Consider the following 13,482-nt stretch of genomic DNA (forward strand, 5'->3'; position numbering starts at 1 on the left):
GATCGGTCCGAGTTCGCTCGGTTACCGCCGGGTACGAGAACTCGAAGATGGTTACAGTTGCACCCATGACGCGGCAGAAGATTTTGATCACCGGTGCCAGTTCTGGTCTGGGCGAGGAGATGGCCAGGAGATTCGCCGCGGCCGGTCGCGACCTCGCGTTGTGTGCCCGGCGGACGGATCGTCTCGACACGCTGCGTGGGGAGCTGGTGGCGCAGTACCCGTCGATCAGCGTCGCAGTGCGCGAACTCGATGTGACCGAACACGATTCCGTCGTCCGGGTTTTCGGTGAGCTGCGCGACGAGTTGGGTGGCCTGGACCGGGTGATCGTGAACGCCGGGCTCGGCAAGGGCGCCAAGATCGGAACCGGAAAAGCGCACGCGAATCTTGCAACAGCGCAGACGAATTTTGTCGGCGCGCTGTCGCAGTGTGAAGCCGCGCTCGAGATCTTCCGCGCGCAGGACGCCGGACACCTGGTTCTCGTGTCCTCGATCAGCGCGGATCGGGGGCTACCAGGGCCAAAAGCGGCCTATTCGGCAAGCAAGGCCGGGGTAGCGGCTCTGGGTGAGGCGCTCAGTATCGAGTTGGCGCGCACACCTATTCGCGTCACCACCCTGCTGCCGGGCTTCATCAAGACCGACATGTCCGCCGGCGCCGGCGACGACGCAGCGCTCATGGCCAGTTTGGACGAAGGCGTCAGTGCCATGGTCGACGCCATCGAGAAGGAAACCACCCGAGCGGCGCTACCCGGCCTCAAGTGGCAAGGGATAGATGTGGCCCTACGATTCCTGCCCAACTCCGTGACAGCGAGGTTTGTCTGATGAGCATCCACATCTCGAACGGTAAGCCCCGCGTAGTGATCGTCGGTGGCGGCTTCGGTGGACTGTACGCAGCGAGACGACTCAAGAAGGCCGACGTCGAGGTGGTTCTGATCGACCGAGGGACCAGCCACGTCTTCCAGCCCCTGCTCTACCAGTGCGCCACGGGTCTGCTCTCCGAAGGGCAGATCGCAAGTCCGCTGCGACATCTGCTCGAGGACAACAAGAACACGAACGTCGTTCTGGGCGAGGCCAAGTCGGTGGACGCCGACGCCGGGATACTGACTGCCAGTCGCTTCGACGGGTCGACCTTCGAATTGCCGTACGACTACCTAATCGTGGCGGCTGGAATGCGCCAGTCGTACCACGGCCAGGACGAGTTCATCAAATGGGCGCCCGGCATGAAAACCCTCGACGACGCTTTGGCGATCAGACGCAGTCTCATTGCTGCGTTCGAGATGGCCGAATCGCTCCCGACAGCGGAAGAACGTCGACCGTGGCTGACATTCGCCGTGGCGGGCGGCGGACCCACCGGCGTCGAATTGGCCGGACAGATCCGCGAATTGGCGATGCACGCGCTCACAAACGAGTTCCGGTCCATCGACCCGGACGAGGCAAGGGTACTGCTCTTCCACGGCGACGATCGGGTGCTCCCTTCGTTCAGTCGCAAGCTCTCGGCCGCCGCCAAACGTACTCTCGACGGGATCGGCGTCGAGACTCACCTCGGCGTGCACGTCACCGACGTGTGCGAGACCAGCATCGAGACGACGGACAAGAAGACAAAAGAGAAGCAGCAGTACGAGACCCGCACGATTCTGTGGACCGCGGGCGTCGAAGCAGTGCCGTTCGCCGAGGCACTGGCCACGGCGCTGGGTGTGAAGCAGGTCGGCGGTGGCCGCATCGAGGTGGAAGCCGATCTGACCGTTCCCGGCCACCCGAACGTCTACGTGGTGGGCGACCTCATGTCGCGGGACAAACTTGCCGGGGTGGCCGAGGTCGCGATGCAGGGTGGTCGGCACGCCGGTGCCCGGATCGCTGCAACCGTGGAAAACGGCGTGCCCAGCCGAAAACCGTTCAAGTACCGCGATCTTGGAACCGCGGCCTACATTTCGCGACGCCACGCGTTGCTTCAGGCAGGGCCGGTCCAGTTGTCCGGGTTCATCGGATGGGTGTCATGGGGAATCATCCACATCGCGTTCCTCGCGGGGTTCCGCAATCGCGCCAGCACGGTGCTGAACTGGGGCGCAACCCTGGCGTCGAAAACGCGTCGGGAACGGGCAATCACGTACGGCGACCCCGAAACCGCGCGGCAGCCGTACAACTGAGGGTTACTCAGTCTTGAACACGGGGTTTCCGGCGGCGTCGATCATCCACCACAGGCTGCCGACGCTCTGTCCGAGCATGTCTCCGGGAACCTTGTCGTCGAGGTACCGATAGACGGGCTTGCCGTTGACGGTGATCTGGAAAGATCCTTCAGGCCCGTCGACAGTGTCGATGACGGCGTCGATTCCTTCGACGATCGGCGAATCCGTGACCGAGGTGACCGCCGGCCAGTAACGCAGGCACGCTTCGTCGCACGACCCGGCTTGTGAGTTCTCCTCGTCCGGGTTGTAGACGTAGACGGTCATGCCTTCGCCGTCGACGGCGATCGTCCCGAGTGGGGAGTCGGCGGTCTTCAGCAGGGGTGCATCAGCGGCGGCGGGTGGCGACAGCGACGTCGCAATGGCAGTGACGTTGTCTGCGCTGTCCCCGGAATCGAGGGCGTCGGGCGAGCAACCGGTGAGGATCAGGGCGCTACTCGTAACCGTCGCGAACAACCACTGTCTGCGCATGACGTCTCCGTTCTGGGCGGGAGTGCTCGGGACAAGCAATCGGGGATACCCGTTGCGGACGAGCTGAAAACGCCGGGCGTCCGGATTCCTCGACAATAGCTCTGTTACAGAGCTATTGTGGGGTGTGGATGAAATCGGAGCAGATCACAGGCTTTCGGAAGACGTCCTGGAGACGCTCGGGCAATTGCGCCGGGGTACGAGGAAGGCATCGGGGCGACCGTTTGCAGAACGACCGCTCGGCGGCGCCCAAATCGAACTCGTCAGGCTGCTACGGCGCAACCCGGGTCTGTCGGTGGCTGAGGCTGCCGGGCGATTGGGTGTCGCGGCAAACACGGTGTCCACCCTGGTTCGGCAGCTCGTCGACGATGGAGTGATCGAACGGGTTGCCGACGAGGCTGATCGACGCGTCGCGCGATTGGTCCTCTCGGACGAGGCGCGCGCCCGCGTCGAAGTGTGGCGTGATCGCCGGAGTGTGATTGTCGGTCAGGCATTGTCGAGTCTGACCGGAGAAGACAGGGCGAGGATCGAGGCTGCGCTACCAGCCCTGTCGCGATTGGCGAGCGCTCTGGCAGCAGCCGGATCAGAAGGTGAGGGGCAGTGAGATGCTGACACAGTGGTGGAAGAGCCGAGCGGCAGGTTCACCCGACCCCGGCGCACACGCGGTCGAGATCGACTCGGTTACATACAAGTTCGGCGACCACCGCGCGGTGGACAACCTGAGTCTGGTCATCAACGCGGGGGAGTGCTTCGGCCTGCTCGGTCCCAACGGTGCAGGAAAGACTACGACGATCAGATTGCTCAACACGTTACTTCCTCTGCAAGACGGTGATATTCGGATTCTCGGTCGCTCAGTTCGTACCGAGGCGATGACCATTCGGCGCTACCTCGGATACGTGCCACAACAACTCTCGATCGAAAGCGCATTGACCGCGCGCGAGAACGTGACCTGGTTCGCGAGACTGTACGACGTTCCGCGGTCCGAACGACGCGAGCGCGTCGACCAGGCGCTCGAGATGGTGGACCTGCTCGATTCAGGCGATCGCCTGGCGTCGAGTTTCTCCGGCGGTATGGTGCGACGGCTCGAACTTGCGCAGGCGCTGGTGAACCGACCGTCGCTGCTGGTACTCGACGAACCGACGGTGGGGCTGGATCCCATTGCCCGCGAATCCGTCTGGCAGCGAGTGGCGGAGATGCAGAAGCAGTACGGCATGACTGTGCTGCTGACGACGCACTACATGGAAGAGGCCGAGGAGCTGTGTGATCGTGTTGCGTTGATGCATCACGGTGAACTTCGGGTGGTGGGCGAGCCGAGCGAGTTGGCCGCCGAACTGGGGCCGGAGGCCACTCTCGAAGACGTGTTCCGTCACTACACCGGCGACGATCTCACCGGCGACAAGTCAGGAGGTCTCCGCGATGTCCGCAGTGCCCGTCGCACAGCGCGCCGCTTGGGCTGATCCCACTACCAACGGTTTTGCTCGATTGCTCTCGAGAATTTACACATTCTGCCTCGTGGAAGTTCAGAAGTTGCGGCACGACCGATCTGAATTGGTCACGCGCGCAATCCAGCCGATCCTCTGGTTGGTGATCTTCGGCCAGACGTTCAGCCATATCCGAGCGATCCCCACTGGCGACGTACCGTATCTCGACTTTCTCGCGCCCGGCATCATTGCGCAGTCCGCTCTTTTTGTTGCGATCTTCTACGGAATCCAGATCATCTGGGAGCGTGACGCGGGAGTCCTCACCAAATTGATGGTCACGCCGACGCCGCGCGCAGCATTGGTGACAGGTAAGGCATTCGCCGCCGGGATCCGCGCAGTCGCCCAGGCAATGGTGGTCGTCATCGTGGCGGCGCTGTTGGGCGTGAGTATGACGTGGAACCCGCTCAAACTGCTCGGGGTCGTATTGGTCGTTGTCCTGGGTTCAGCGTTCTTTGCCTGCTTGTCGGTTGCGATCGCGGGAATCGTGCTCAAACGAGATCGATTGATGGGCATCGGGCAGGCAATCACCATGCCATTGTTCTTTGCGTCCAACGCGCTGTACCCGGTCGAACTCATGCCGACGTGGGTTCAGTGGCTCAGCCGCATCAACCCGCTGAGCTACGAGGTGTCAGCACTGCGCGGTCTACTCATCGGAATGCCGACCAACTATGTCGTCGACTTCGGCGTGCTGATCGGGGCAGCGCTGCTCGGAATCGTCACCGCCTCGGCACTATTGGGCCGCTTGACTCGCTGATCTTCGCGCTGGATCAGTCACGAGTGAACGGTGGGGCGTACGTGCTGCAATCCGGAGGTACGGCCGGGAGTCCTTCGGACGAGCGAAGTTTCTCCGCAATCGACGAGAGTAAGTCCTGCGATTCAGGGGAGAGATCGACCGCTTTCATAGCCAGAGAACGCAATTCGCTGTCGTGGAACTCTTCGACAACCGAACGGTCTTCTTCCGGAATCAGTTCGGGATCTTGGCGAGGCGTCGGGCCGAAGAAGTACTCTGCTGCTACGCCGAAGTAGTCGGCCAATGCCAAAACGACTTGCTCTGACGGATTTGTGCGCACACCGCTCCGGAGCTGAGAGAGGTACGGTGTCGAAATCTTGCATCCGCGTTGTGAAAGGGCTTCCACAACTTGTGCGTTGGTGAGTCTCGGTGCTGTGGCCGGGTACAAGGCGTTCAAGCGGTCCTTGAATGAATCGGTCACAATTCCTCCCTCGAGCGTGACCCAGCGTCACAGCTACTTCGCAGTTTTCACATAGTAGACGACACGGTTATTCTGGACTCCGGTCGAAAGTCCTTTCACCTGCGGATATTTGGCGCGGAGAGATTCCAAAGACTTTGTAAAGTATGTGATTTACGCCGCGTACTGACCGTTCGTTTTGCCAACGGGCGTGCGGGTGGCGTATAAGCAAAATGTCGGTGGTTACGCCGTTGCGCTGCAGGTTCTTTCGGCCGGTCCTATGTAGCTGCGTCGATGCATCGTGGCCCTGTCTGTAACGTGCGAGCATTGCCGCCGTGCGCCGGGCGTTACTCTCTCCGGCGGTTGGCGCGCCGCGTGTTCGGAACTCCTTCTCGGTGCTCTGCTCGACGCTCGCGCGTAGTGATGGGCGCGTATTTTTCTCGGCAGTCGAGAGTGAGCGGGCAGGTGTGTCGACCTGTCGAAAGTGGCGCGCGTCGAAAGCGGCCGATTGGTATGTCATCGACGTTGGAACACAGTGCTTCTCGTCAGTCGCCGCTATCTCCTGCGGTGATACCAGCGTCGCCCGGACGTGTTTTGCGGCAGACCGAGCTCGAGGCGCAGCGTCTCGGCACGACATGTCGAGCGTCGCCTCTGCGTCTTTCGGATCGGAATAGCCCGTTGCGCCGGTAGTAGTCGACGTCCGTCGACATCGGGTACGTGTCAGGACCCTTCGAAGGACTACGCGGCTTGCACAGGGAGGGCGGCAATTCTGTCGCACAGATCTACCATCAGCCCCTGCCGTGCGCTGCTCCTCCTGCAGGATGCGTGCCTCGGCCTCGGAAGCGGCTTATGGCACGGGGCTTGCTGACCGGCGCATACTGGTTACAACGCGGTGTGTTCGAAGGGCAGGACTGACATGGTCAGTGTCGAGAAGTGGGCGATGTGGGATTCCGCCGTGGAGGTGGATGTCACCGAAGGCGCTGCGCTGCCCACTGCGCACGCGTTGATCGCAGCTGCCATCGACGAGACCGAGGCGGTGTGCGACCTTCGCCGGGGCGACGCCGAGATTCACGCCGTCAACCTCGCTCAGGGAACTCCGGTCAAAGTGACTCGGCGTATGTCTGCTCTCTTGCGGTCGGCGCTGTGGGCGGCTCGTATGACCGGCGGCGCAGTCAATCCGCTTGCCGACAACTACTCCGAGGACGAGTCCATCCCTCCGGTCCACCCGACCCCGACGTTCGAGGACGTACAGCTCGACGGCGACGTGGTGTACGCGCCCTGGGGTGCGTCGTTCGACATCACCGGAGTTGCCAAGGCAGACACCGTCGATCGCGCCGCGCAGATCGTGGCTGCCGAACTGCAATGTGGTGTTGCCGTACGGATCGGCGACGTGATCGCCACGGCCGGCCATGCACCGGCCGGTGGCTGGCAGATTCCGGTACCGGGCAGCGAGGAAGTCGAACTGATCAACGGAACCGCGATGGCGACGGCGCGGGCGGTAGAGCTGCCCTCCTGGGAGCCGAACCAGGAGCGTCCCTCCACGGAGTGGGCGCAAGTCTCGGTGATCGCGGACGACGCGGTGTGGGCGTACGCCGCGAGCGAAGCAGCGTTGATCCGGGGTATCAGCGCCATCAAATGGGTTGAACAGCAAGAGCTTCGCGCTCGGCTCGTCGACCGATCCGGACGTGTGTACGCGACGGAGAGTTGGTTCGGCCCTGCTGCCGCGTGAATCAGGCCCGTCCGCGTTCCTTGCGGTACCAGTGCACGAGTGCATCGGTGGACGTGTCGCCGAGGTCGCCGGGTGCCTCTTCGGAGGAGAGTGCAGGTCCCAGTTCCAGTGCCTGCGTCTTGCCGAGTTCGACGCCCCACTGATCGAACGGATTGACACCCCACACAGCACCTTCGACAAATACCTGGTGCTCGTAGAGTGCGATCAACTGACCGACGACCGAGGGCGTCAATTCCTTGGCCAGGATGGTGCTCGAAGGCCGGTTGCCTGGCATCACCTTGTGCGGCACCAACTCCGGGGCCGTGCCCTCTGAAGCGATTTCTTCGGCAGTCTTGCCGAAGGCGAGAACCTTTGTCTGAGCGAAGAAGTTACTCATGAGCAGATCGTGCATGGATCCGGTGCCGTCCGCCGTCGGCAGATCGTCGGTGGATTCCGCGAAGCCGATGAAATCGGCGGGCACGAGCCACGTGCCCTGATGCAGGAGCTGATAAAACGCGTGTTGGCCGTTGGTCCCCGGCTCGCCCCAGAAGATCTCACCGGTGGACGTGGTCACCGGTGAGCCGTCGGCGCGCACCGACTTGCCATTGGACTCCATGGTCAGCTGCTGCAGGTACGCGGGAAAGCGCAACAGGTCGTTGGAGTAGGGCAGCACTGCGCGGGACTGAGCGCCGAAGAAGTTGGAGTACCAGAGTCCGATGAGCCCGAGGAGAACCGGCGCGTTCTGCTCGAGCGGTTGGTTTCGGAAGTGCGTGTCGATCTGGTGGAAACCGTCGAGGAATTCGGCAAAACGAACGGGTCCGACGGCGCACATGACCGACAAGCCGATCGCCGAGTCGACGGAGTAGCGCCCGCCGACCCAATCCCAGAATCCGAACATGTTCGCGGTGTCGATGCCGAACTCCGCCACGCGATCACCATGGGTGGAGACTGCGACGAAATGCTTGGCTACGGCCGAGACGTCTTCGCTGCCCAGACCGGCGAACAGCCAACGCTTTGCCGCCGTCGCGTTGGTGAGCGTCTCGAGGGTGGAAAACGTCTTGGACGCGACGATGAAGAGCGTCGTCTCCGGATCGAGGTCGTCGAGCTGCCCGACCAGGTCGACCGGGTCGATGTTGGAGACGAACCGAACGCTGATCCCGGCGTCCGCGTAGTGCCGTAGCGCGCGATAGACCATCACGGGCCCGAGATCGGAACCGCCGATGCCGATGTTGACGATGGTGCGGATGCGCTTGCCGGTGGCGCCCGTCCACTCGCCACTGCGCACCCGATCCGCGAAAGCGCCCATCGCGTCCAGAACTTCGTGAACGTCCGCGACGACGTCCTGACCGTCGACGGGCAGAGCAGAATCCTTCGGCAGACGCAGTGCTGTGTGCAGCACGGCTCGGTCTTCCGAGCTGTTGATGTGATCGCCCGCGAACATCGCGTCGCGTCGTGCCTCGACGCCGGCCTCGCGGGCCAGCTCGACGAGTAGCGCGAGAGTCTCGCGGCTGACGCGATGCTTGCTGTAGTCGATGTGAAGATCACCGGCGTCGATCGTCAGCTCTCGCCCGCGGGCTGGATCGTCCTGGAAGAGTTCTCGCAGGTGAACGCCTTCGATGTCGGCGTAATGAGCGCGCAGTTTCTGCCAGGCTGAGGTTCCGGTGATGTCAGTGCTCACGATCATCGACTTTAGTGGCACAAGCTGGAAACTTCCGCGTGAGTCTCGCTGGCGGGCAGACGGACGCGGCTCCGACGAGCATCATGGAACCCATGGACACATTCGAATTCATTCGATCAGTTCCCACCCAGTTGTTCGTCGGCGGCCGGTTCGTGCCCGCGGAGAACAACGCGACCTTCCCGGTGGCGGATCCGGCGACCGGAAAATCGTTGACCGACGTCGCCGATGCGAGCCCCGCGGACGCGCTGCGCGCTCTCGACGAAGCCGTGGCCGTCTCGTCGAAGTGGGCGAGCACACCTGCGCGCGAGCGTGGTGAAATTCTGCGAGCCGTCTTCGAGAAGATCACCGAGCGCGCCGAGGACGTGGCGCTGCTGATGACCCTCGAAATGGGCAAGGCACTCGCCGAGAGCCGTGCCGAGGTCAAATACGGCGCCGAGTTCTTCCGGTGGTTCAGCGAGGAGGCCGTTCGCATCGGCGGGCGCTACACGCCGGCGCCGGCGGGCAACGGCCGGATCCTTGTCACCAAGGCGCCGGTCGGACCGTGTCTGGCCATCACTCCCTGGAATTTTCCGTTGGCGATGGGCACCCGCAAGATCGGACCGGCGTTGGCCGCCGGCTGCACGATCATCGTCAAGCCCGCCTCGGAGACCCCGTTGACGATGCTGCTGCTCGCTCAGCTCATGGCCGAAGCAGGGCTGCCCGACGGAGTCCTCTCGGTGTTGCCGACATCGAAATCCGGTGAAGTGACCGGCCCTCTCATCGACGACCCTCGACTGCGCAAGCTCACCTTCACCGGCTCCACCGGCGTCGGCAAGATGCTGGTGGAGAAGTCCGCGAAGCGATTGCTCCGCACGTCGATGGAATTGGGTGGCAATGCGCCCTTCGTCGTGTTCGACGACGCGGACGTAGACAAGGCAGTCGAGGGTGCGGTACTGGCCAAGCTTCGCAACGGAGGCGAAGCCTGCACCGCCGCCAACCGGTTCCATGTCGCCAACGCCGTGCGTGAGGAGTTCACGACCAAGCTGACCGAGAAGATGGCGGCGTTCACGATGGGACCGGGTACCGACCCGGAGACGAAGCTCGGCCCGCTGATCAACCAGAACCAGCTCGACACGGTCGCAGAGTTGGTTGCAGATGCGGTGGATGCCGGGGCGAAGGTTCGACTGGGCGGTAAAGCGCCAGGTGGTGAGGGTTACTTCTATCCGGCCACGGTGTTGGCCGACGTTCCGGCGAGCGCGCGGATACTGAAGGAAGAGGTGTTCGGACCCGTTGCCGCGATCACCGGCTTCGACACCGAAGCCGAAGGCATCGCGGCCGCCAACGACACCGAGTTCGGATTGGCTGCGTACATCTTCACGAGGGATCTCGACCGTGCGCTTCGGGTCTCCGACGCACTGGAATCAGGAATGATCGGCGTCAACCGAGGAGTGATCTCGGACGCGGCAGCGCCGTTCGGCGGTGTGAAGGAATCCGGATTCGGCCGCGAGGGCGGGACCGAGGGGATCGAGGAATACCTGAACACGAAGTACATCGCGCTCGAGAACTGATACACACACGAACGGCTACATCGGGACTGCCAGAGGCATCCGATGTAGCCGTTCGCAAGTAATCTGGGTGTGCGCTAGTGGCCCAGGCGTCCGCGGCCCAGGCGCAGGAGCAGCATCGCGAGGGTGTGGCCTTCCTGGCCCAGCTCGTTGAACCGTTCGAGGACCTTCATCTCTCGGCTGTGCACCAGACGCGGACCACCCGATGCCATCCGGGTACGGCCGATGATTTGGGAGACCTCGGAGCGGCGTTTGATGGCCGCGAGGATCTCGGCGTCGAGACGGTCGATTTCTTTCCGTAGTTCGTCGATCTCCGCCTCACTCTGGGGGATCTCGACGTCTGTCGGAGCAGTGTTTACAGTATTTACAGTATTTCCATTGGGGGCTGCAGCCTGGGTGCTCATTGCTATTCGTCTCCTCTTCCTACTGCGTGGATCGTGGTCTCGGCTCGGGTCGTTACCGATCCAGGCACACTGACGAAAATGCCCCGGATCCGATTCGGACCAGGGGCGGGTGAGCTGTTCAGATCACGTGCACCGAGGTCCGGGGCACGTAAAGTAACGCCACAGCGGGCCGACGGGGTCGGCCGTGTTGTCGCGAACGGAAATGCTGAACATAGCGTCCAGTTTGCCATGCTCGACACAGGTAATCCAAGTGCCTCTACCAGCAGGTGGACGCACTGACGACCGTGTCGGTGGACGCCGGTAGCGTGGACAGGCGATGAACACGTACCCAGCACTCGGTGAGCACGACGGACATTCCCAGCACGACGGGGGCGGCGCGCGGGGACATGGCGCGGGTTCGGACGCCCTCCTCGAGGGTCTCAACCCGCAACAGCGCGAGGCCGTGGTCCATGCCGGTTCGCCGTTGCTGATCGTCGCGGGCGCCGGCTCGGGCAAGACGGCAGTGCTGACGCGTCGCATCGCCTATCTGCTGGCCGAACGGGGTGTCACCCCCGGTCAGATCCTGGCCATCACGTTCACCAACAAGGCTGCGGCCGAGATGCGCGAGCGTGTGGCAGCTCTTGTCGGACCGCGTGCCAACGCCATGTGGGTATCGACGTTCCACTCCAGTTGCGTGCGCATCCTGCGAGCACAGGCGGCGCTCCTGCCCGGTTTGAACTCGAATTTCTCGATCTACGATTCCGACGATTCGCGTCGACTGCTGACGATGATCTCGAAGGACCTCGAGCTCGACACCAAACGATTCTCCGCGCGGCTTCTCGCCACTCACATCTCCAATCTGAAGAACGAACTCGTCGGACCGGAGGAGGCGGTTGTCGCAGCCGATCAGGATCCGGCCGAACTGCCGCGACTGATCGCCAAGGTCTACGGCCATTACCAACAGCGGTTGCGTGCGGCGAACGCACTCGACTTCGACGATCTCATCGGTGAGACCGTTGCGCTTCTCCAGGCGTTTCCCCAGATCGCCGAGTACTACCGCCGCCGCTTCCGTCACGTGCTCGTCGACGAGTACCAGGACACCAACCACGCGCAGTACATGCTGGTGCGTGAACTGGTCGGCGGTGCCGGAGAGTCCGACCATGCCGTTGCCCCGGCCGAATTGTGCGTCGTCGGTGACGCCGATCAGTCGATCTACGCATTCCGCGGAGCCACTATCCGCAACATCGAAGAGTTCGAACGCGACTACCCGGACGCTCGGACCATCCTTCTCGAACAGAACTACCGTTCGACGCAGAACATTCTGTCTGCGGCCAACTCCGTGATTTCCAAGAACACCGGCCGACGTGAAAAGCGTCTGTGGACCGATTCGGGTGAAGGTGAACTGATCGTCGGCTACGTTGCAGACAACGAGCACGACGAAGCATCTTTTGTCGCCTCGGAGATCGATCGGCTGGTGGACCAGGGCGAGACCAAGTTCGCCGACATCGCGGTGTTCTACCGGACCAACAACTCCTCACGCGCGCTCGAGGAGATCTTCATTCGACTCGGAGTGCCGTACAAGGTGGTCGGCGGCGTTCGCTTCTACGAGCGCAAGGAAGTTCGGGACATCGTCGCGTATCTGCGCGTCCTCGCCAACGAAGACGACACCGTGAGCCTGCGACGCATTCTCAACACGCCACGACGCGGTATCGGTGATCGAGCCGAAGCCTGCGTCGCCGTGCACTCCGAGCATCGCAACATCAGCTTCGCCGCCGCACTGCGCGACGGCGCGGAAGGCAAAGTGGCGCTGCTCAATACGCGGTCACAGAAGGCCATCGCGTCGTTCCTCGAGATGATGGACGGGCTGCGGGCCCTGCTGCCGACGCCGGCCGCCGACGAGGACGAACCCTTCGAACTCGGTGACATCGGTGAGGTCGCCGAGGCGGTGCTCGAGCGAACCGGCTACCGCGCCGAGCTTGCGGCCAGCAGCGATCCACAGGACGGCGCGCGGCTCGACAACTTGAACGAACTCGTCAGCGTGGCAAGAGAATTCAGCTCCGACGCACGAAACGCGGCCGGACTGATCGATCCGGACGACGAGGAAACCGCAGCAATGCGTGAAGGCGAACCCGATCCGGGTTCGCTCGCCGCCTTCCTCGAACGGGTATCACTTGTCGCCGACGCCGATCAACTGCCGGACTCCGACGACGGCGTCGTCACGATGATGACGCTTCACACCGCCAAGGGCCTCGAGTTCCCGGTCGTCTTCGTCACCGGTTGGGAGGACGGGCAGTTCCCGCACATGCGCGCCCTCGGTGATCCGGCAGAGCTGTCCGAAGAGCGTCGACTCGCTTACGTCGGCATCACCCGTGCCAGGCAGCGCCTGTACCTGACGCGCGCGATCATGCGTTCGGCTTGGGGACAACCGATCCAGAACCCGGCGTCGCGGTTCATCCAGGAGATCCCGGAGGACCTGATCAATTGGCGCCGTGAGGATCCGGGCACCGGTGGTGGATTCGGAAGCGGCAGGCCGGGTTACGGCAGCGGAAGCCGATACGGCAGCCAGGGCGGCCAGGGATACGGTGGCGGGCAGAACTACGGGGGAGGGTCCGGCAAGGCTGCGTCGACTCCCAGTTTCGGTGCCGCGCGTGGCCGCAACAACGTTCTGGTCCTTGCCACGGGTGACCGCGTCAGTCACGACAAGTACGGTCTGGGCACCGTGTTGGAAACCAAGGGCACCGGACCCACCGCGACGGTCACCATCGACTTCGGTAGCGCGGGCAAGGTGCGGTTGATGCTCATCGGCGGTGTGCCGATGGTCAAGCTGTAGAAGACAGACAAAAAACTTCCGGCCCGT

Annotated in this window: 12 protein-coding genes; 8 read left to right on the forward strand and 4 right to left on the reverse strand. The window is 63.0% G+C overall.

Going from position 1 to position 13,482, the window contains the following annotated elements; all coding sequences use genetic code 11:
* Positions 1 to 65 precede the first annotated feature (65 nt).
* Both AC1DWA_RS13890 and AC1DWA_RS13895 read left to right on the forward strand, forming a co-directional pair.
* Positions 66 to 818 carry an SDR family oxidoreductase gene (locus AC1DWA_RS13890; RefSeq protein WP_046378995.1) on the forward strand — a complete coding sequence of 251 codons (753 nt, stop codon included), beginning with the start codon at positions 66 to 68 and terminating at the stop codon, positions 816 to 818.
* Positions 818 to 2,140 (forward strand): NAD(P)/FAD-dependent oxidoreductase, encoded by a 1,323-nt coding sequence (locus AC1DWA_RS13895; RefSeq protein WP_046378994.1) that lies wholly within the window; start codon positions 818 to 820, stop codon positions 2,138 to 2,140. The genes AC1DWA_RS13890 and AC1DWA_RS13895 overlap by 1 nt, the downstream gene beginning before the upstream one ends.
* Before the next feature lie 3 nt (positions 2,141 to 2,143).
* On the opposite strand, the gene AC1DWA_RS13900 is transcribed toward AC1DWA_RS13895, so the two are convergent.
* Positions 2,144 to 2,647 (reverse strand): COG4315 family predicted lipoprotein, encoded by a 504-nt coding sequence (locus AC1DWA_RS13900; RefSeq protein ID WP_046378993.1) that lies wholly within the window; start codon positions 2,645 to 2,647, stop codon positions 2,144 to 2,146.
* Positions 2,648 to 2,771: 124 nt separating this feature from the next.
* Here AC1DWA_RS13900 and AC1DWA_RS13905 point away from each other — a divergent pair, with 124 nt between their 5' ends.
* From AC1DWA_RS13905 to AC1DWA_RS13915, 3 genes are read left to right on the forward strand one after another with little or no spacing between them, the layout of a single operon-like run.
* Positions 2,772 to 3,248: a MarR family winged helix-turn-helix transcriptional regulator gene (locus AC1DWA_RS13905; protein ID WP_052740958.1), complete on the forward strand. Its 477-nt coding sequence runs from the start codon at positions 2,772 to 2,774 to the stop codon at positions 3,246 to 3,248.
* A gap of 1 nt (position 3,249) precedes the next feature.
* Positions 3,250 to 4,101 (forward strand): ABC transporter ATP-binding protein, encoded by an 852-nt coding sequence (locus AC1DWA_RS13910; protein ID WP_046378992.1) that lies wholly within the window; start codon positions 3,250 to 3,252, stop codon positions 4,099 to 4,101.
* On the forward strand, positions 4,061 to 4,879 hold the full coding sequence (locus tag AC1DWA_RS13915; protein WP_019744762.1) for an ABC transporter permease: 819 nt from the start codon (positions 4,061 to 4,063) through the stop codon (positions 4,877 to 4,879). The genes AC1DWA_RS13910 and AC1DWA_RS13915 overlap by 41 nt, the downstream gene beginning before the upstream one ends.
* Positions 4,880 to 4,892: 13 nt before the next feature.
* Here AC1DWA_RS13915 and AC1DWA_RS13920 read toward each other — a convergent pair whose 3' ends face one another.
* Entirely contained in the window at positions 4,893 to 5,336 is a 444-nt protein-coding gene (locus AC1DWA_RS13920; RefSeq protein ID WP_019744761.1) for a helix-turn-helix domain-containing protein, read from the reverse strand.
* Between the two features lie 892 nt (positions 5,337 to 6,228).
* On the opposite strand from AC1DWA_RS13920, the gene AC1DWA_RS13925 reads away from it, so the two are divergent.
* A complete protein-coding gene (locus AC1DWA_RS13925) occupies positions 6,229 to 7,041 on the forward strand; it encodes an FAD:protein FMN transferase (protein WP_020970361.1) in 813 nt (270 codons plus the stop codon).
* 1 nt (position 7,042) lies between these two features.
* Here the strand turns inward: AC1DWA_RS13925 and pgi are convergent, their stop codons facing one another.
* Positions 7,043 to 8,698, reverse strand: coding sequence for a glucose-6-phosphate isomerase (pgi, locus tag AC1DWA_RS13930; RefSeq protein ID WP_477846266.1), 1,656 nt, complete (start codon positions 8,696 to 8,698; stop codon positions 7,043 to 7,045).
* Positions 8,699 to 8,790: 92 nt separating this feature from the next.
* On the opposite strand from pgi, the gene AC1DWA_RS13935 reads away from it, so the two are divergent.
* Positions 8,791 to 10,245, forward strand: a complete 1,455-nt coding sequence (locus tag AC1DWA_RS13935; protein ID WP_024487185.1) for an NAD-dependent succinate-semialdehyde dehydrogenase — start codon at positions 8,791 to 8,793, stop codon at positions 10,243 to 10,245.
* Positions 10,246 to 10,319: 74 nt separating this feature from the next.
* On the opposite strand, the gene AC1DWA_RS13940 is transcribed toward AC1DWA_RS13935, so the two are convergent.
* Entirely contained in the window at positions 10,320 to 10,646 is a 327-nt protein-coding gene (locus tag AC1DWA_RS13940; RefSeq protein WP_019744757.1) for a chorismate mutase, read from the reverse strand.
* A gap of 316 nt (positions 10,647 to 10,962) precedes the next feature.
* On the opposite strand from AC1DWA_RS13940, the gene pcrA reads away from it, so the two are divergent.
* Positions 10,963 to 13,455, forward strand: coding sequence for a DNA helicase PcrA (gene pcrA / locus AC1DWA_RS13945; RefSeq protein WP_020908650.1), 2,493 nt, complete (start codon positions 10,963 to 10,965; stop codon positions 13,453 to 13,455).
* The last annotated feature ends 27 nt before the right edge of the window (positions 13,456 to 13,482 follow it).

The sequence above is a fragment of the Rhodococcus sp. P4_F3_2 genome (assembly GCF_056401335.1).